A 20,408-nucleotide genomic window follows, 5' to 3' on the forward strand; every position below is an offset into this window, starting at 1 on the left:
CTAAAAGTACTTAACTGGGTTTGTATTCTGTTCTGATAAAATGATGGCAAAATTAGGAATTTTTTTGATAAGAAAATCAACAATATAGTTTTTTGTGTAGCGTTCGCTTTCATAATGTCCAATATCGACTAAAAGTAATTGATTTTCAGCTTCATAGAATTGATGATATTTTAAATCGGCGGTTAAAAAAGCATCGGCTCCCATTTTTTTTGCCTGTTGAATGGCAAAACTTCCGGCACCACCTAAAACAGCTACTTTTTTGATTGGTTTATTCATAAATGCGGAATGACGGATGTTTTCACACTTCATTTTTTCTTTCACCAATTGTAAAAAATCACGTTCAGGCATTTCGTTTTCCAATTCGCCAATCATGCCTAACCCAATATTTTGGTGTTGGTTTTGCAATTCATAAATTTCATACGCCACTTCTTCATACACATGATTGGTAAAGAGAGCTTTCAATATTTTGGCTTCCAAATGCTTTTCAAACGTCACTTCAATTTTGATTTCTTCACTTTCTACAAACTCAAAGCGTTCGCCAATTTCCGGATTACTGTGTTCATTGCCCATATAGGTTCCGATTCCTTTGGAATTAAAACTGCAATCTTCATAATTGCCAATGTTTCCCGCACCGGCTTCAAATAAAGCATTCCGCAATTGTTGATGGTTTTCAGGAATGGTAAAGGTGACTAATTTTCGAATGAATTTTTCTTTAGGCACCAATATTTTCGTTTTTTTCAATCCTAATTGGTTACAAATCATTTTGTTTACCCCTTCCGGATGATTGTCTAAAGCGGTATGGACAGCATAAATGGCTATATCGTGTTTAATGGCTTTCATTACCACTCGTTCCACGTATGTTTTACCCGTTATTTTTTTCAATCCTGAAAAAAGAATCGGGTGGAAGCAGACAATCAGGTTGCATTTTTTTTGAATGGCTTCGTCCACAACCGTTTCCAGAGCATCGTGGCACACTAAAATGCCGCTGATTTCTTGTTGCGGATTCCCGACCAAAAGGCCAACATTGTCAAAATCTTCCGCATAAGCCAAAGGAGCTAATGCTTCTAAAATAGGGGTAATGGTGTGAAGTTGCATAGAATTAAATTGATTTTCAAAGATAGTATTTTCTTTTTGAGATGAAATTTTTTGAGAGATTGAAAGTGAATTATACCGATATTAATTGCTTATTTAACGTGAGTTCGATATAAAAACTAAAGAAGCATTCACCATTTTACACGAATTACACAAATTAACACGAATTGAAGATGTAATATTATACCAATAAAATCTGATAAATCAGATTTTAATTCGTGAAACTTAATTGTTAAAAATTATGATTCGTGTAAATTCGTGCAATTCGTGTCTAAATTTATATATAATTACGTCGAACTCACGTTAAATAAAGAGAATTTACTCAAATTGAATCCTTCCCAATCCATTATAGCAAAGCTATAAAATCAACGAAAATCTGTTTTATCTATTTAATCTGTGTTCCATTTAAAAGCTTTAAAATTTCAAAATAAATCCAAAACAAAAAAGATAAAATTTCTTTAAATATCCCTACCTTCGTAACATGATTTTGTTGCGAAAAATACTCTTTCCTTTTGCCATTTTATATGGGTTGATTACCGCCATTCGCAATTGGTGTTTTGATAAAGGAATGCTAAAGTCGTATTCATTTTCTATTCCGATTATCGCTGTTGGGAATCTTAGTGTGGGTGGAACAGGAAAAACACCGCAAATAGAATATTTGATTCGATTGCTTTTACCAAAGTATAAAGTGGCTGTTTTGAGCCGTGGTTATAAACGCAAAACCTCCGGATTTTTATTGGCTAATTCAGTTTCTACTGCCGAAAGTTTGGGTGATGAACCTTTTCAAATGGCACAAAAATATCCAACGATACAAGTGGCTGTTGATGCTAATCGCAAAAACGGGATTGAACGGTTATTGGCTTTACAAAACAAACCTGATATCATTTTACTTGACGATGCTTTTCAGCACCGCAAAGTGAAAGCCGGTTTTTATATTTTGCTCACCGCTTATAATGATTTATATGCGAATGATTATATATTACCAACCGGAAATTTGAGGGAAAGTAGGAGTGGAGCAAAACGTGCAAATATCGTTGTGGTGACCAAATGTCCGACAACACTTTCCGAAGCTGAACAAAATCAAATTCGAGAAAAGTTACATCTTTCAACACATCAACAACTTTATTTTTCGGCTATTCAGTATGATGAAATTTTGTATTCTGAAACCGAAAATCGTACCGTTGCTTCACTACATAACACTGATAAATTGTTAGTTGCCGGAATCGCCAAACCCAAACCTTTTTTCAACCATTTGCAAGATGGCAACGATGAGGAATTGGAATTTCCTGACCACCACGATTTTACAGAAAGTGATATTCAAACCATTCAAAAAAAATCTAAAAATAAACCGATTATTACCACCGAAAAAGATTTCGTTCGGCTAAGAGGAAAAGTAAATCAGGCACAATTATTCTATTTGCCCATTCAAAGTGTTTTTCTTTCTAACGGCGAAAATTTCAACCAACAAATAAACATTTATGTGGAACAAAGTACAAGAAACCGTCCAATTTCTTAAAGAAAAAACCAATTATTCACCTGAATACGGTATCATTTTAGGATCCGGTTTGGGTTCATTCACACAAGATATCGACATCGAATTTACCATTCCGTATTCCGAAATTCCAAACTTTCCGGTTTCCACCGTGCAAGGACACAAGGGTGCATTGGTTTTTGGAACAATTGGGAACAAACAAGTGGTGGCCATGCAAGGAAGATTTCATTACTATGAAGGATATGATATGCAAACGGTTACCTTTCCGGTAAGAGTTTTACATTATTTGGGCATACAAAATTTGATTGTTTCCAATGCTTCCGGCGGTGTGAATCCGAATTATAAAGTGGGTGATGTCGTGTTGATAAAAGACCATATCAATTTGTTTCCAGATCATCCGTTGCGTGGTACAAATGATGAGCGTTTTGGTCCACGCTTCGTAAACATGAGCGAACCGTATTCCCGCACCTTACAACAAAAAGCGAAAGCTATTGCTTTGCAGCACAACATTGATTTAAAAGAAGGTATTTATTTAGGTCTGCAAGGGCCAACTTTTGAAACCTTAGCTGAATACAAAATGGTCAAAATTTTAGGAGCTGATTGCGTAGGCATGTCCACTGTGCCGGAGGTGATTGTAGCCCGCCACATGAATTTATCTTGTTTAGGAATTTCAGTTATTACCGATATGGGCGACGAAGATAATATTGATGAAGTCAACCACGATGAGGTTTTGCAAGCTGCCAAAAAAGCCGAACCGGTAGTTAGAAAATTAATTAGAGAGTTTATTCTAAAGGAGTAGGAAGCTATTCCGGTTATCCGTTGCATCCCGATAGCTATCGGAATCAGTCTTCAAGCTATTTTTCTACTCCTTTTTCGTGGCTTCCTTTGGTCGCCCCAAAAAGCAAAGAAAAATTAGCTTTCAGTCTTGCGGGGTTTTCTCCCGAAACTTTGGGACTACCCGGGCTGATAAGTTCATCCTTGAAAGAGAATTGAATTTTTAACTCAACAGTTGAGCTATCGATCGATAAAAATTATCCGGATTAAAAGGTTTTGTCACTACATCATTCATTCCGTAGGATAAAAGCATTTCTCGGTTTTCATTCAATGAAATGGCGGTAAGGGCAATAATTGGTAATGTTTTATTGAATTCCCTAATTTTTTGCGTTGCTTCCGTTCCGTTGATGCCCGGAAGATGAACATCCATGAGCACTAAATCAAAATGGTGATTGCGTATCATTTCAATGGCATCTTCTCCATTATCTATGATTTCACATTGAATGGATTTGTTTTCAACCATTTTTTTGGTAATCATTTGGTTGATTTTGTTATCTTCAACAATGAGTATTTTTTTGTTTTCAAAAACACTTTCGTCATAGTGCTTTTTGACTTCTACAAATTGTTGTTCGCCAACAATAAAGTTTACATCAAACGAAAAAGTAGAACCAATTCCTTCTGAACTGGTTAATTTGATTTGACCACCTAAAAGCTCAACTAATCTTTTAACGATGGCTAAGCCCAAACCGGTTCCACCGTATTTACGATTGATTTCTACAGAGCCTTGTGAAAAACTTTCAAAAATTGTGGATTGTTTTTCAGGAGAAATTCCAATTCCGGTATCGGCAATGTCAAAATGTATGGTACATTCTTCGTCTTTTGTTTCAGTTACGGATGCTTTAACGTATACTTTTCCGTTTTGTGTAAATTTTAAAGCGTTATTGATGAGGTTGATGAAAATCTGTGATAATTTTGTTGGATCGCCAATCAAATTTTCCGGTATATTTTCATCCATTTCCAACACAAAATCATTGTTATTTTTAGACGCTAAATCTTTGAATGAATTATGTAGGTCACTTAATAATTGTTTGATGTTTACATTGATTTTTTCAATTTCAATGTTTTCACTTTCTACTCGGTTAATTTCTAAAATATCATTAATGAAGGTCAGTAAATAATCTCCCGAGAATTTAAGAGAGGTTAAATACTGCATTTGCGATTTTTTAGGATTTTCTTCTAACAAAAGATGGGTGATACCGTTGATGGCATTTAATGGCGTTCTTAATTCATGACTCACGGTAGATAGAAATTCTGCCCTTGCTTTCGACGCTTTTTCAGCTTTTTCCTTTGCTTGAATTAACTCTTGATTTTTATCTTGTAGTAATTTATTGCTTTGGCTTCTGATGATATTGTTTTTGTATAACGATAAACTCAATAACGACAAAATTGAAATCAATGCAATACTCAAAATACTGATGAGTTTAGAGAACTTATTAGCTCTTTGTTGTTCTTTGTTTTCCCGATTCATTTGCTCAACAGCTTTTAATCGTTCGGCTTCTTTGAAACTTAAGAAGTCTTCAGTTCCTACTCTTTTACTATTTAGGACTCTGATGCTATCTCGTAAAGTTAAATGTTGTTTTAAGTATTTATGCGATTGTTTTATATCAATCATTTCTTCATAAATAAAACTCAATGATTTAGCTACATCAGCAGACAATTGTAAATCTTTATATTTAGAACTGAGTTCTAATGCTTTGTTGTAATAATTGATGGCTAAATTATTGCGATTTCTTTTCGCTTCTATTTGACCAATATAATAGTATGCTTTTGACTTAATTTTTGATTGGTCTTCATCATCCGGTTTTGAAATTAGAGTACTAAAAATAGTTAACGCTTTGTCATCATCACCTTTGATTTGATGAAGGATTCCTTTTTGAAGATTAATTAATTCTTTCCCTTCTGGAACATTGATGAGTTCATAAATTTTCTCTGCCTCATTAAAATAGTTTTCAGCTGTTGAATATTCCTTTTTTTCAGAATAACATAATCCTAAATTATACAAAGTATAAGCTTGATTTGCAGTAGGTTTTTGTTTCGCGTAAAGCGGAATACTTTTATTGAAAATTAAAATGGCATCATTTACTTTTTTCAACTCAAAATAAACATTTCCTAAAAAAGAAAAAGCATTGGCTTGAGCCAAATAATCTTTGTTTTTTTCAGCCGCTTTAATGGCTTTTTGAATGTAGTCCATTGAACTTCCAAAGTTGTTATTCTTTTTGTGAAAATTGGCAATTTCAATGTAATAAGTAGTACTGTCAATTTCCACTTTTTCTTTTTTCTTTTGTGCAAAAAGGGAGATTGTACAGAAAAATATCGTTAAAAAATAATATTTCATACTAAAAGGCGTGCTTTTATTTAGCGTATAAAAATAATTATTTATTTGAAATATATGTAATTAAGTCAATAATTCTCGATGAATAACCAATTTCATTGTCATACCACCCCACAACCTTAACCATTTTATCAATTGTTGAAGTCAATTGAGCATCAAAAAGACAAGAATGTGAATTGCCAATTATATCAACTGAAACAATTGGAGCTTCTGTGTAGGCTAATATATTTTTAAATTCATTTTGAGAAGCGTTCAAAAAAGCAGCATTAATTTCTTCTATCGTTACTATTTTGGAAACATAGCAGGTGATGTCGGTTAATGAGCCATTTGGCACCGGTACTCGAATTCCACTTCCACCAAGTTTTCCCTCTAGTTTTGGAAAAATTTTTGTCAAAGCTTTTGCCGCACCGGTTGTAGTTGGAACGATAGATTGTGCCGCACCACGTGCTCTTCTCAAGTCATGATGAGGTTGATCGTGCAAACTTTGATCAGTAGTATAGGAGTGAACCGTGGTGATATAGGCTTGTTCAATTCCGCAAAGTTCATCAATGATTTTTATCATCGGAGCGGCGTTGTTGGTGGTGCAACTCGCATTGGAAATAATAGTTTCTGTTCCGTCAAGAATAGATTCATTGACACCCATCACAACTGTTTTAATGCTATCATCTTCAGGAGGAGCCGATAAAATGACTTTTTTTGCTCCGGCCTTCAGATGTGCTTGAGCCGCTTGATACGTTTTAAACTTTCCGGTGGATTCGATAACAAAATCAATTCCGTTCCAGTTTAGGTTTTCTATATTTTTTTCTGAATAGTAGGAAATTTTTTTTCCGTCAACAATCAGATGTTTTTCATCAAAGTCAACTTCTTCCTTTAAAATACCATGAATGCTATCGTATTTAAGCAAATGAGCCATGGTTTTTACATCTGCTAAATCATTAATGGCAACGATTTCTATCGTGGGATGATTTAACAATAAACGGAAAAAATTTCTTCCGATTCGACCGAAACCGTTGATGGCGATTTTTGTTTTTTGCATAAAAATAGTATTCGTTTATAAAAGTACAGATTTAAATACGAATTATTTGTTTTTCAAAAGAATTCAAACCATAATGTACTTATATTTGTATTAAATGATTTATTTATGAAAGTATATTTAACCTTTTTTTTAGTTTTACTGGTGTCAAATGTATCACTTTTTGGACAAACTAAAAGTAAAACGATATCCTCAAAAATTGAAAAAGTAATTGTTTTTACTGAGGGAGCTCAAGTTGTAAGAACTGCAAAAGCAACATTTTCAAGTGGTAAGACTGAATTGGTTTTTTCAGGTGTTTCTCCTAAAATTGACAAAGAAAGTTTACAAGTAAAAGGAAAAGGAGCATTTACCATTCAATCTGTTGTGCATCAAAATAATCATTTAACAATTCAAAAAAACAGAGAGGAAATTGAAAAATTACAATCTGCCAAATTGCAACTAAATAAGAAAAGAACGTTTGAAAATAATGTATTGACCATATTAAAGAATGAGGAATCAATTTTAGCAAAAAATCAGGTTATTGGGGGAACAAATTCAGGATTGAAAATGACAGATTTGAGAGAGGCTGTTGATTTTCAACGCCAACGATTGATAGATTTATTGAAGCAAAAATCTGATGTAGAAGCGAAAATGTCATCTATAGACAGTACAATAACCAAATTAGACAAACAATTAAAGTCATTAAATGAGTCAAATGAAACTGCAACAAGTGATATTGTAGTAACGGTATCTTCAAGAGGAGAAATTGCAAATGCCTCTTTCGAAATTACCTATTATGTCATGCAAGCAGGTTGGTATTCTAATTATGATTTGAGGGTAGAAGACATTAAAAATCCGATTGAGTTGTTATTTAAAGCCAATATTTTTCAAAGTTCAGGTGAAGATTGGAATGATGTTTCTTTAACCATTTCAAATGGAAATCCAACGGAAAGTGGAGTAGCACCAACATTACAACCATGGTATTTGAATTTAAATCAACGCATTAAACCTTCCGGTTCAGTACAAGCCTATGGCCAATTAATTGGTAATACTATTACTGGTGTGGTTTCAGAGGGAGGTATTCCATTGCCGGGAGCAAATGTAATTGTTAAAGGAACATCAATTGGAACATCAACAGATTTTGATGGTAAATACAGTATAAAAGTACCCAATCAAAATAGTGTTTTAGAATTTTCTTTTGTTGGAATGAAGTCTCAATTAGTAAACGCAAATTCCAAAGTAATTAATGTTAGTTTGGATAGTGATACTCGATTAGAAGAAGTAGTGGTTGTGAGTGGTTATAATAGTTCAAAAAAGAAGCAGGTTCAATATGAGGAAGAAAGTATTGCATTACAAACCGCAGTTAATTATCAACCTACTACCATTACCTATGAAATAAATGAGCCTTATACCATATTAAGTGATAATAAAAAATATACCGCCGAAATCAAACGATTTGAGTTACCTGCTCAATATCAATATTATGCTGTACCAAAATTAGATGAAAGTGTTTACTTAACTGCAAAAGTTACCAATTGGCAAGAGTTAAATTTATTTGATGGTGAGTTGAATTTATTTTTTGAAGGAGCTTATTTAGGTAAATCACTTTTAGATTTACAATCAGCATCGGATACCCTAGATATCTCTTTAGGGAAAGATAAAGGAATTGTTATTCTGCGAAAAAAATTAAAAGAATTTAGTTCCAAGCAATTTTTAAGCAACTATAAAAAAGAAAGTCGGGCCTATGATATTATTGTTAAAAACAACAAGCCTTATGCAGTAAATATAACTGTATTAGACCAATTGCCAATTAGCAATAATAAAGAAATTATATTAGAAGAACAATTTTATAATGAAGGTGAAATCGATAAAAATACAAATATTGTTAAATGGAACCTAACTATACCTTCCAAAACAGAAAGGAAAGTACAATTAAAATATCAAGTTAAATACCCTAAAAACGAATTTTTACAGTTGGAATAATATTACAAAATATGTTTCTGAGCATGATAAGAAGATCTTACCAACGCTCCACTTTCCACATGGCGGAAACCTAATTCTTTCCCGATTTCTTCATATTTTTTGAATTGTTCCGGAGTGATGAATTCTTTTACCGGTAGATGCTTTTTACTCGGTTGCAAATATTGACCAATTGTCACAATGTCAACATTGGCAGCTCTTAAATCCTTCATGGTTTCAATGACTTCTTCTTCTGTTTCACCCAATCCTAACATGATTCCGGATTTGGTTCTTCTGATTCCTTTTTCTTTTAAGTAGCGTAAAACTTCTAAGCTTCGGTCATATTTTGCTTGAATTCGCACTTCGCGAGTTAAGCGACGTACTGTTTCCATGTTATGTGAAACTACTTCAGGATTGGCTTCAATAATTCGGTCAATATTTCTTTCCACTCCTTGAAAATCAGGAATTAAAGTTTCTAAGGTAGTTTGCGGATTCATTCTTCGGATGGCCAAAATGGTTTCATACCAAATAATGGAACCCATATCTTTTAAATCGTCACGGTCCACACTAGTGATTACCGCATGTTTGATATTCATGATTTTGATGGAACGAGCCACTTTTTCCGGTTCATCCCAATCTACTGTTTCCGGACGACCGGTTTTTACACCACAAAATCCGCACGAACGCGTACAAATATTTCCGAGAATCATAAAGGTAGCTGTGCCTTCTCCCCAGCATTCTCCCATATTCGGGCAACTTCCTGAGGTGCAAATAGTGTTCAATTTATATTTATCAACCAATCCTCTAAGCTCGGTATATTTTTGTCCGGTTGGCAATTTTACTCTCAGCCATTTCGGTTTTCCCACCGGTGGTTGAACATGGTCTAAAACAGTATTCATATCTTTTTATTGAAGTACAAAGATAAGAAAAAACGAAATGTAAACTCAAGAACTCAAAAATTAGGATTTCTTTATTATTTGTTGAATGAAGCGAACTTAATCAATAAAATCTAAATCAGAATTGTGCGTTTCGGCGATAGTTAATGTAGCGTAAATTCCCAACCCAAAAACAACTGTTCCAACAATAGCTGCTGACCAAATTACACCGTAATCCACTTTAAAAAAATCAAATCCGATCAGCATTACCGGTAATAAACCTCTTACCATATTGGGAACTGTGGTAGTAGCCGTACTTCGAATATTTGTGCCAAATTGTTCTGCTGCAACTGTAACAAACATAGCCCAATAACCTGTTCCCAATCCGAGCCAACAACAATAAAAATAATACATATTTTCAGTTTTTTGACCACTAAATAAAAGGAGTAAAACACCAATAATGGTGAATAGCATCATGTAGAGTATAGCTTTTTTTCGTGAATGCAAAGCATGAGAAATAAAACCACTGGCAAAATCTCCGGCAGAAATTCCGATATAGGCCCACATGATGGCTTTTCCGGGTTGAATGGATTCAATTCCCATCACACCAGCAAATTGATTGGCCATGACGGCTAAAATTCCTATGCAAAACCAAGTGGGTAAACCAATCGCAATGCATCGTAGATATTTTATAAATCTATCTTTGTTAGTAAAAAATGAGATAAAATTACCTTTTGAAACCTGCTGACGATGTTGGATGTCTTTGTATATACCGCTTTCCACCACACCAATTCGTAATAGTAAAAGAGCTAAGCCCATGGCTCCGCCAATAAAATAGGCAATGGTCCAACTTCCGGCTAGTTCAACCGTTAATTGGGCTACAACCGCTCCTAACAATCCAAATCCCGCTACAATTGAAGTACCAATAGCTCGTAATTCTTTTGGTAAACTTTCTGCAACTAAAGTGATGCCGGCTCCTAATTCACCTGCTAAACCCACTCCGGCAATAAAGCGTAAAACAGCATACAGCATGACTTTGTCTTCTATTGGAAATTGAGGTAAAAATCCACACGCAATATTGGCCAATGAATACACCAAAATGGAACCAAATAAAACAGAAAGACGTCCTTTTTTGTCGCCAAGCACTCCCCAAAGAATACCACCGACCAGCAAACCGGTCATTTGAAAATTTAGAATTGTTGTTCCGTCTTGGTCAACATTCATTCCTAATTCAATAAGACTTGGCACGCGTACAATTCCGAAAAGCAATAAATCATAAATATCTACAAAATAGCCTAAAGCAGCCACAATAACAGGAAGACTTAAAAGGTGTTTGAGTTTTTCAGCTCGCGTAAAAGTTGTCATTTTTTGTTTGTTGAGAAAAACAAAAATAACAAAATAGTATTATCGTTGTTGAATGATTTCAGCGAGTAATTTTTTTGCTCGAAGTAGTTTTACTTTTACATTGCTGAGAGGTTCATTCAATTGTTCTGAAATTTCCTGATAACTTAATTCCTGAAAATAGCGAAGTTGAATTACTTCCTGATAATGGGGCTTCAATTCCTTGATATAGCCTAATAATCGGGAGAGATTTTGTTCTGTAATCAACTTGTCTTCAACCGTTGGAGTAGTATCCGCGACATTATACATTGGATGATTTTCTTCATCGGAAATTTCTACAAATGGTGTAATTTTCTTTTTCCGTAACGCATCAATATGTACATTTTTGGCAATAGCAATCAACCAAGTATTAAATTGAAATTCCGGATTGTAACTGTTCAGTTTGTCAAATGCTTTAGAAAATGTTTCTATGGTAATGTCTTCTGCATCCGTTTCATTTTCTGTTCTTTTCAGCATAAAACCATATACTTCATTCCAATACATATCCAACAGGGAAGTAAAGGCTACTTGGTCGCCATTGATGGCTTTTTGTATGGTTTTATTTATTTCCAATGGACGGGTTTTGAGAAAATATTACTCAGAAAAACATTTAATTGTACCATTAATAAAGCAATTTCCATAAATGGATACCAATAGATAACGTCTTTTTCATTCAATTTATTAGCGGCATAGCCCATCACTAACCAAGCAATTAAATAGCGAAACAATACGATTGGTAAAACAATCATCCATAAATATTGAAAAGACAAAAGTAAAATAGCAAGTAGCAAAAAGGAAAGTTGTGAAAAATAGAACAATCCCAATTGAAAACGGTCAAAACCTTTGTAATACGAGGCCGTTGAAACATGTCTTCTTTTTTGGGTAAACCATTCTTTGAACGTTGTTTTAGGTTTTGAATACGTAAAACTATCTTTTGAAAAACAAATCGTTGTATTAGCTCCGTTTGCCGCTTGATTGATAAACAAATCATCGTCACCGGAGCGAATTTTCATGTGGTCAATAAAGCCGTTTACTTTGAAAAATTCTTCTCTTTTGTAGGCTAAATTTCGACCAACTCCCATATAAGGTTTACCTATTTTTGCCCAACCAAAATATTGCGTAGCAGTTAGCAGGGTTTCAAAACGAATTAATTTATTTAGAAAGGAATTTTGAATTTTTTCATACGCTCCATACCCTAAAATAATGGTTTTTTTGAGTGTAAATTGAGCACTCATTTCTTTTATCCAATTGGTTGAAGTTGGATAACAATCGGCATCTGTAAACAAAAGATATTCGTGTTTTGCGGCTTTGATACCCAGCGTTAAAGCGAATTTTTTATTTCCCCAAAAGGCTTCGTTGTTTTCAACTTTTACCAATTTTACATTGGAATGCTGTTTTTCAAATGCTTCAAAAATTTCTAATGTGTTATCAGAAGAAGAATCGTCAATTAATACAATTTCAAATTCAGGATAGTTTTGTTCTAAAAGAAGGGGTACAAACTTCTGTACGTTTTCCTCCTCATTTTTAGCACAAACAATCACGGAAATCGGAATTCTTTTTGGTGTAGAATCGTTGTTTTTCAGAAAAGAAAATTTTCCAAAAACCACTAAATAATAAAAAAGCTGAACAATTCCAATACCAATTAGAGCATAAAATAATAAGTGCAGCATAAATTTTTATCGCTTACGAATGACTTGGTTCTGAACAATCTTTCATTTCTTCCGGTGTGCGACCACAAAAGCTACAATTTTCACCGTCTTTATTTAAAAAAGGGCTTTGGCTGGCACAGGTTCCGGCAAATTTACCGTCTTTTTTCAACCATATTTTTATTGCTATTCCGGCAAAAGCCAGAGCAAGAAGACCAATCGTAAGAAGTATCAATTTCATGTGTGGTAATTTTTGAGGGCAAAGGTACAAAAAAGAAAGAAATTTTAATTCAAAAAGAAGGGTTAAATAATGTTAACTTCTGCCTCAATCGAAATACCGAATTGCTCAAAAACAGTTTGTTGAATGTTTTTTGAAAGGGCATAAATTTCCGCTCCGGTTGCCTTTCCATAATTAACCAAAACTAAGGCTTGAAATTGATGGATTCCGGCATCACCAAACCGTTTTCCTTTGAATCCGGCTTGTTCAATTAACCAACCTGCAGGCACTTTTACTTCCGTTTCAGAAACGGTATAGCTTGGCATTTCGGGAAATTTCACTTTAATTTTATCATAATCCGCTTTGAGAATTACCGGATTTTTGAAGAAACTTCCGCTATTGCCCAGTTCTTTTGGGTCGGGAAGTTTGCTTTTTCTAATTGCAATAACCGCATCACTAACATCTTTTATGGTAGGTTGTAGTATTCCGTTTTTCGCTAATTCAGTATCAATCGCACCGTAAGAAGTATTCAGTTGGTGATTTCTTTTGGTCAGTTTAAAAACAACTGATAAGATAATAAATTCATCTTTAACTTCATTTTTAAAGATGCTTTCGCGGTAGCCAAACTGACATTTTTCTTTGGTAAATATAAGGTTTTCAGTTGTTTCGATATGCATGGCTTCGCATAGCACAAAACTATCTTTCATTTCAACACCATACGCACCAATATTTTGAATAGGAGTGGTACCCACATTTCCGGGAATGAGCGAAAGATTTTCTAAACCACCAAAACCTTGATCGATTGTCCAAAGCACAAATTCATGCCAATTTTCACCTGCTTGTGCTTCTACCCACACAAAATCATCATTTTCATCAATAATTTTTTTTCCTTTTAAATCAATGTGAATGACCAAAGCATCAATATCTTTCGTTAAAAGCATGTTACTTCCACCACCCAAAATAAATTTTTTTAAGGAAGGAAATTGAATTAACACTTCTTTTAATTCTGCTTGATTGTGCACGGAAACGAATTCTTTTGCTTTCGCTTCAATACCAAAAGTGTTGTAGTTTTTTAATGAAAAATCGGTTAAAATTTGCATGATTCTGTTATTCAACTGTTTCTAATGCTCGGTTCAAAAATTCGTTCAAGGGTTTTAATAAAAGTAATTTATCTGCTATTTTTTTAGTAAAATCAGCATCAAAAAAGTCAGTGTCTTTGATAGCAAAAGTAGCGGTGTAACTTTTTAATTTTAAATGTTCAATTGCCGGGTGATTTGTCTCAAAATCTTTTGGAGCTTTTTTCAACACATTTTGTTCTTCGCGGTCAAGTGCTTGAAAAGTATTTTTGAACGTTTTATCATTTAAAATTTCGTCTAAGTCTTCGTAAAAAAAAGCAATTTCTTTTCTTATTTTTTTTACATCTTCCGGTTCCGGACAATATAATCCGCCGGCTATGAAGCTTTTACCTTTTTCGTAATGAACATAATATCCGGGAGCATTTTTATGGTTTTTTCGAGTGGAAAACCAAATGCCTAAATTGGTTTTATAAGGCGATTTATCTTTCGCAAAACGAATGTCGCGATTGATGCGGAAAGTACAATTTTTAACTTCTAAATCATGCAACATCGGTTCACCTTTTTTCATTTCCTCCAACAATGCCGCAATCAATGAATGGTATTCTTTTTTGAATAGTTCATATTGCTTTTTATGGTCGTGAAACCATTCTTTGTTATTGTTGTTTTTCAACTCTTCTAAAAACTGAAATGCGTCTTTTAAAGCCATATTTATTTTATTTGATGAAGGCACACAAAGGTAAAAGAACCATTTTAATTTGAGTGGAAATCGACATTAATTTTTAGTGGAAACTGAAAAGTTTAGGATAACGTAAACAGCGAATATTTTTGTTTTGTTTTTTTTACAATTAATTCAGTGCGTTCCTCATGAGTATCAGAAATGAATAATTGACCAAATTCATCTTGATTGACCATTTCTACAATTTTAGCCACACGGGTTTCGTCTAGTTTGTCAAAAATATCATCTAATAATAGAATAGGTTTTTGTCCGCTTTGTTTTTTTAAAAAATCAAATTGAGCCAGTTTTAAGGCGATTAAAAATGATTTTTGTTGCCCTTGTGAACCAAATTTTTTGATGGGATATCCTTTGATTTCAAACGCTAAATCATCTTTGTGAATGCCCATTGTAGTGTATTGAACTATTTTGTCTTTTTGAATGGATTCGTCCAATAATTGATGTAAATCCTTATCAAAAAGGTGGCTTTCATACCGCAAAGAAACTTCTTCAACTGAATTTGTTATGGATTGATGATGTTTGTTAAAAATGGGTAAGAATAATTCAATAAATGCTTTTCGGGTTTCAAAAATAGAATGCCCCAATTGATGCAATTGTTCATTATAAATGGAAAGTGTTTCTCCATCAAAAGTATGATTAAGAGCAAAATACTTCAGTAATGCATTTCGTTGTTGCAGAATTTTTTGGTAGTGAATCAATTGATTTAAATAGGTTGGATTCAATTGTGAAATAACGGAATCCATGAATTTTCTTCGGGTTTCACTTCCTTCAATAATTAAATCCGTATCATAAGGAGAAATAATCACTAACGGAATTAATCCTAAATGTTCAGAAAATTTTTCATATACTTTTCCATTGCGTTTTAAGGTTTTTTTGAACCCTTTTTTTAGGCTACACACAATTTGTTCTGTTCGATCGTTTTTATCAAAATCGCCTTCAATTACAAAAAAATCTTCTCCATGTTTGATGTTTTGTACGGCCAATGGATTAAAGTAGCTTTTTCCGTTTGCCAAATGATAAATGGCGTCCAAAACATTGGTTTTCCCAACACCATTTTTCCCCACAAAACAATTGATTTTACTCTCAAAATTGAATTCAATTTCGGAGAAGTTTTTATAATTGAGTAAAGAAATTCGTTTTAAATACAAGGTAAAAGAACAATTTTTCGGATTAAATTTTGAACAGCAAAAATAATCGGATTTTAAGTAATAACTACACTATTATGGAAAGACTTTTAAATAATTTAAAAATATCTCGAAAATTACTTTTAAATAGGAATAAAAATTTTATTTTTGCCGCTCATTAAATTTAGAATAAATGGCAACTTATAACAAAAGAGGATTCAAAGCACCTAAACCTAAAGAAGTTGAAGATATTGATAATGATGTAGAAGTTGATATCGATGCAAAAGACAGTACAACCGCTGAAGTTTTTAACACCTTAGACGAAAGTGCATCAAGAGCAGAAGAGTGGGTTGTTCGCAATCAAAAATATATTTTTGGAATTGTTGGTGCAATTGCTTTGGTTACGATTGGATATTTGGCATATCAAAAATTTATTGTTGAACCAAAAGAATTGGAAGCGGCAGATGAAATGTTTTTAGCTCAACAAAATTTCCAAAAAGCGTTAGATGCTACTACCGGACAAGATAGTTTGTTTAATGTAGCCTTGAATGGTGCGGATGGAAAATATGGTTTTGTTAAAATTGCTGCTGAATATTCAGGAACTGATGCAGGAAATTTAGCGAATTATTATGCCGGAATGGCTTATTTAAATACTGGAAAAAATACTGAAGCTATCTCTTACTTAGATAAATTTTCCTCTGAAGATATGATTTTAAGTGCTTTAGCCAAAGGTGCGGTTGGAGATGCATTCGCTCAAAAAAATCAATTAAAAGAAGCGTTAGAATATTATAAAAAAGCGGCAGAAATGAATCCAAATGATTTAACTACTCCTCGCTTTTTATTGAAAGCCGGTCAAACTGCTTTTAGTTTAGGTCAAAAAGCAGATGCTTTAAAATATTTTACAGAAATTAAAGAAAAATACGAAGCTACACCAGAAGCTAGAAATATTGACGGATTAATCGGAATGGCTCAATAAATATGGCAACCGAAAATAAAAATTTATCGCATTACGATAAAAATTCACTCCCAAACGTTAGTCAACTTTCGTTTGGGATTGTTGTTTCTGAATGGAATGAAACGATAACTGAAGGACTTTTTAAAGGTGCTTTGGATACTTTATTAGATTGTAATGTAAAGCCTGAAAATGTAATTCGATGGAATGTTCCCGGTAGTTTCGAATTAATTTATGGTTGTAAAAAAATGATGGAAAAGCATCCACATTTAGCCGGAATTATTGCTATTGGAAGCGTCATTCAAGGGGAAACCAAACATTTTGATTTTGTGTGTGAAGGTGTTACACAAGGCATCAAAGACTTGAATCTTTTAGGGAAAATGCCCGTTATCTTTTGTGTGTTAACGGATAATAACATGCAACAATCGCTTGATAGAAGTGGAGGAAAGCACGGTAATAAAGGAGTAGAAGCAGCAGTTGCAGCAATCAAAATGACTGCTTTGTAAAAATGTTATATTTACAATTCAAAGCCAAAGTCGAATGATTTTGGCTTTTTTTCTTGTAAATCTCATTAATTAATGCTTTTACACCTGTCAGGTATAAGAACAACCTTTATATAAAAACTAACAAAACTTTCACACGGTTATATTTTCTAGTCTTTTCAGAATTGCTTAACTTTGAATGTTAATATTGAAAACATGTTAAAGCGATCATTATTTAAATTACCTAGAAACAAAAGTTTTAATTACACTCCCCGCTACTATGAAGGAAAGGAGCAAGGTAATCTATATGATTTTGATTCTGTTTTTTATAAAAATAGAGATTCAGTAAATTATAACGATTATCGCTCTCATTGGTCTGATGCACGTAATGAAAGCCGTCACAGAGGGAATAGAGAGATTAATTTTAGGTTAATTGCCATCGTTTTAGTGTTAGTATTATTGTTTTTAATCGTTATCGATTTCGATATATCCATCTTTAGACAACGATAATGTCGAGTATCATTCAATTACTTCCCGATCATGTAGCCAATCAAATTGCTGCCGGTGAGGTCGTTCAGCGGCCAGCTTCGGTGGTAAAAGAATTATTGGAAAATGCTGTAGATGCCAAAGCAACCAACATCAAATTAATAGTAAAAGATGCTGGAAGGTCGCTCGTTCAAGTGATTGATAACGGTCAAGGAATGAATGTGACCGATTCCAGAATGTGTTTTGAGCGTCATGCTACTTCCAAAATTCGTCATGCCGAAGATTTGTTTTCACTCTACACCAAAGGATTTCGTGGTGAAGCATTGGCTTCTATTGCAGCAATTGCTCATGTTGAGCTAAAAACGAAACAAGAAAATGATGAATTAGGTACACATATCATCATTGAAGGGAGTAAATTTATTTCGCAAGATCCTGCCGTTTTACCAAAAGGAACCTCTTTTGCTGTCAAAAATTTATTTTTTAATATTCCGGCCCGCCGTAATTTTTTAAAATCGGAAACGGTTGAACATCGTCATATTATTGATGAATTTCAACGGGTAGCGTTGGCACATCCTGCCATTCATTTTACGTTTATTCATAATGGAAGTGAGTTGTTTAATCTTCCATCTTCTAATTTACGTCAGCGAATTGTAAACCTGTTTGCCGGTAAAACAAATGAAAAATTGGTGCCGATTTCCGAAGAAACCGAAATTGTGAAAGTGCAAGGTTTTATTGCAAAACCTGAATTTTCAAAGAAAAGCAGAACTGAACAATTCTTTTTTGTGAATGATCGATTCATTAAAAGCGGTTATTTACATCATGCCGTGATGGCTGCTTACGAAGGCTTGTTAAAAGACGGAATGCAACCTGCTTACTTTATATATTTAGAGGTGCCACCGAATACCATCGATATCAATATTCATCCCACAAAAACAGAAATTAAATTTGATGATGAACATTCGCTTTATGCGATTTTGCGTTCAACCGTAAAACATAGTTTAGGTCAGTTTAATGTTGCTCCGGTGTTGGATTTTGAACGGGATCCAAATTTAGACACACCGTATCATTATCAAGAGAAAGAGGCTTCTGTTCCATTGATTCAGATAGATGCCAATTTTAATCCGTTTGCTGATGATAAACCTTCAAAATCATATTCTGGTTCGAGCTACAGAGAAAAAAGAGCAGATGCTCCCGCCTGGGAAAGTTTGTATGTGGGTTTAAAAAATGATGTACAAGAGATTGATGTGCATTCGTTTGAACAAGTGGCGGTATCCAGTTCATTGTTTAATGATGTTGATTTGGAAGAATCTCAAAACAGAACGTACCAAATTCATAAAAAATATATTGTAAGCTCCATTAAATCCGGAATGATGGTGATTGACCAACAACGGGCTCATCAACGGATTTTATATGAACAGTATTTAAAAAATATGACTGTTCATCAAGCTTCCAGTCAACAGTTGCTTTTTCCATTGGAATTGTTTTTTTCTGTGCATGAGATTCAATTGTTGAACGAATTGAAACCATCTTTAGTTACTACCGGATTTGTTTTTGATTCGATTGAAAATGATAAAGTAATCATTTCAGGTATTCCTGTTCACGTTACGGAAAGTGAAGTTTCTATTGTGTTGGAAGAACTGATGAATGATTTACAAAGTGATACTCCGGAAAATAGTTTTAGTTTAAACGATAGCATTGCCAAATCAATGGCCAAAAGTTTAGCAGTTCGAACAGGAACCTATTTAACCGAAAAAGAACAGGAAAACATTGTCAACAGTTTATTTGCCTGTAAAGAACCAGATGTTTCTCCATTTCATAAACCCACATTCATCACCATTAGCGTGGATGATTTAGATAAAAAATTTGCTATATGATGCGAATGACTGAAACCGTTAAGCAATTGGTAATCATCAATGTAATCTTTTATATTGGTTCTAATACCATTGCACCTGCTGCCTACGATTATCTGGCTTTACACTATCCATTGAGTGAAGGTTTTAGATGGTGGCAACCTATCACGCACATGTTTATGCATGCCAAAATGCCCAATTTGATGCATATTTTCTTTAATATGTTTGGTTTAATCATGTTTGGTTCAGCTTTAGAGCATTTTTGGGGATGGAAAAAATTCTTGTTTTTCTATATTTCTTGTGGTTTAGGAGCTTCTTTGTTGCACATGGGAATGACTTATTATGAAATTCATTCTTTGATGGCAAAAGTTTCAGATTTAAATTTAACTACATCTGAAATTGATTATTTGTTAAAGGCAAATCATTTTCAACATTTTGATACTAATAATAAAATTATACCCGGGCAGTTGAATGATATTCTTGAAAAAGTGAATGCAAATCAAGATCAGTATAATATAATTGCCAAAGCTGCGATGGAGTTTCAAACTACTGCAGTTGGTGCTTCCGGAGCATTGTATGGAATATTAGTTGCATTTGCCTTTATGTTTCCTAATGCCGAATTGATGTTGTTGTTTTTACCGATACCAATCAAAGCAAAATATTTTGTTCCTGTTTTGGTTTTGGGCGATTTGTTTATGGGACTTCAAGGGGGTTCTATATTTGGTGGTGGAGGAGGAATAGCTCATTTTGCTCACGTTGGAGGAGCAGTTACCGGATTTTTGATGATGTGGTTTTGGAAGAAAAATCAGTTTAATGATAGGAGATGGGATTAGGAATAGGTAATAGGTAAAAGGTAAATGGTAAAA

The 20,408-nt window shown here is 33.8% G+C and carries 18 protein-coding genes; 7 read left to right on the forward strand and 11 right to left on the reverse strand.

Annotated features, from left to right (window positions below; genetic code table 11):
- On the reverse strand, positions 1-1,095 hold the full coding sequence (locus H601_RS0110290; protein WP_026711443.1) for a Nif3-like dinuclear metal center hexameric protein: 1,095 nt from the start codon (positions 1,093-1,095) through the stop codon (positions 1-3).
- A 478-nt stretch (positions 1,096-1,573) separates the two neighbouring features.
- Here H601_RS0110290 and lpxK point away from each other — a divergent pair, with 478 nt between their 5' ends.
- Together lpxK and H601_RS0110300 are read left to right on the forward strand one after the other, a co-directional pair.
- Complete coding sequence (gene lpxK / locus H601_RS0110295) at positions 1,574-2,608, forward strand: tetraacyldisaccharide 4'-kinase (RefSeq protein ID WP_026711444.1); 1,035 nt, start codon at positions 1,574-1,576, stop codon at positions 2,606-2,608.
- Positions 2,571-3,383, forward strand: a complete 813-nt coding sequence (locus tag H601_RS0110300) for a purine-nucleoside phosphorylase (protein ID WP_026711445.1) — start codon at positions 2,571-2,573, stop codon at positions 3,381-3,383. Before lpxK ends, H601_RS0110300 begins: the two co-directional genes overlap by 38 nt.
- A 198-nt stretch (positions 3,384-3,581) precedes the next feature.
- Here H601_RS0110300 and H601_RS0110305 read toward each other — a convergent pair whose 3' ends face one another.
- Positions 3,582-5,753 (reverse strand): tetratricopeptide repeat-containing hybrid sensor histidine kinase/response regulator, encoded by a 2,172-nt coding sequence (locus H601_RS0110305; RefSeq protein ID WP_026711446.1) that lies wholly within the window; start codon positions 5,751-5,753, stop codon positions 3,582-3,584.
- 37 nt (positions 5,754-5,790) lie between these two features.
- Positions 5,791-6,786: a type I glyceraldehyde-3-phosphate dehydrogenase gene (gene gap, locus H601_RS0110310; RefSeq protein WP_026711447.1), complete on the reverse strand. Its 996-nt coding sequence runs from the start codon at positions 6,784-6,786 to the stop codon at positions 5,791-5,793.
- Positions 6,787-6,891: 105 nt separating this feature from the next.
- Between gap and H601_RS0110315 the strand changes: the two genes are divergently transcribed.
- Positions 6,892-8,745, forward strand: a complete 1,854-nt coding sequence (locus H601_RS0110315; RefSeq protein WP_026711448.1) for a mucoidy inhibitor MuiA family protein — start codon at positions 6,892-6,894, stop codon at positions 8,743-8,745.
- A gap of 2 nt (positions 8,746-8,747) precedes the next feature.
- Here H601_RS0110315 and lipA read toward each other — a convergent pair whose 3' ends face one another.
- The 8 genes from lipA to recF form a co-directional block, all read right to left on the reverse strand.
- Positions 8,748-9,620, reverse strand: a complete 873-nt coding sequence (lipA, locus tag H601_RS0110320; RefSeq protein ID WP_026711449.1) for a lipoyl synthase — start codon at positions 9,618-9,620, stop codon at positions 8,748-8,750.
- 96 nt (positions 9,621-9,716) lie between these two features.
- Complete coding sequence (locus H601_RS0110325) at positions 9,717-10,961, reverse strand: MFS transporter (RefSeq protein WP_026711450.1); 1,245 nt, start codon at positions 10,959-10,961, stop codon at positions 9,717-9,719.
- A gap of 39 nt (positions 10,962-11,000) precedes the next feature.
- Entirely contained in the window at positions 11,001-11,549 is a 549-nt protein-coding gene (locus H601_RS0110330; protein WP_026711451.1) for an RNA polymerase sigma factor, read from the reverse strand.
- Positions 11,540-12,646, reverse strand: coding sequence for a glycosyltransferase (locus H601_RS0110335; protein WP_026711452.1), 1,107 nt, complete (start codon positions 12,644-12,646; stop codon positions 11,540-11,542). The genes H601_RS0110330 and H601_RS0110335 overlap by 10 nt, the downstream gene beginning before the upstream one ends.
- Positions 12,647-12,659: 13 nt before the next feature.
- Positions 12,660-12,863 carry a hypothetical protein gene (locus H601_RS0110340; RefSeq protein ID WP_026711453.1) on the reverse strand — a complete coding sequence of 68 codons (204 nt, stop codon included), beginning with the start codon at positions 12,861-12,863 and terminating at the stop codon, positions 12,660-12,662.
- 62 nt (positions 12,864-12,925) lie between these two features.
- Complete coding sequence (gene murB / locus H601_RS0110345; RefSeq protein ID WP_026711454.1) at positions 12,926-13,939, reverse strand: UDP-N-acetylmuramate dehydrogenase; 1,014 nt, start codon at positions 13,937-13,939, stop codon at positions 12,926-12,928.
- Between the two features lie 7 nt (positions 13,940-13,946).
- Entirely contained in the window at positions 13,947-14,621 is a 675-nt protein-coding gene (locus tag H601_RS0110350) for a DUF2461 domain-containing protein (RefSeq protein WP_026711455.1), read from the reverse strand.
- A gap of 92 nt (positions 14,622-14,713) precedes the next feature.
- On the reverse strand, positions 14,714-15,796 hold the full coding sequence (recF, locus tag H601_RS0110355) for a DNA replication/repair protein RecF (RefSeq protein ID WP_026711456.1): 1,083 nt from the start codon (positions 15,794-15,796) through the stop codon (positions 14,714-14,716).
- A gap of 169 nt (positions 15,797-15,965) precedes the next feature.
- Here recF and H601_RS0110360 point away from each other — a divergent pair, with 169 nt between their 5' ends.
- The 4 genes from H601_RS0110360 (at position 15,966) to H601_RS0110380 (ending at position 20,375) form a co-directional block, all read left to right on the forward strand.
- On the forward strand, positions 15,966-16,748 hold the full coding sequence (locus H601_RS0110360) for a tetratricopeptide repeat protein (protein ID WP_026711457.1): 783 nt from the start codon (positions 15,966-15,968) through the stop codon (positions 16,746-16,748).
- Positions 16,749-16,750: 2 nt separating this feature from the next.
- Positions 16,751-17,230, forward strand: a complete 480-nt coding sequence (ribH, locus tag H601_RS0110365) for a 6,7-dimethyl-8-ribityllumazine synthase (RefSeq protein ID WP_026711458.1) — start codon at positions 16,751-16,753, stop codon at positions 17,228-17,230.
- Positions 17,231-17,715: 485 nt separating this feature from the next.
- Positions 17,716-19,566 (forward strand): DNA mismatch repair endonuclease MutL, encoded by a 1,851-nt coding sequence (mutL, locus tag H601_RS0110375; protein WP_026711460.1) that lies wholly within the window; start codon positions 17,716-17,718, stop codon positions 19,564-19,566.
- Entirely contained in the window at positions 19,563-20,375 is an 813-nt protein-coding gene (locus H601_RS0110380) for a rhomboid family intramembrane serine protease (RefSeq protein WP_026711461.1), read from the forward strand. Before mutL ends, H601_RS0110380 begins: the two co-directional genes overlap by 4 nt.
- The last annotated feature ends 33 nt before the right edge of the window (positions 20,376-20,408 follow it).

Source organism: Flavobacterium filum DSM 17961 (assembly GCF_000425465.1).
Lineage (GTDB): Bacteria > Bacteroidota > Bacteroidia > Flavobacteriales > Flavobacteriaceae > Flavobacterium > Flavobacterium filum.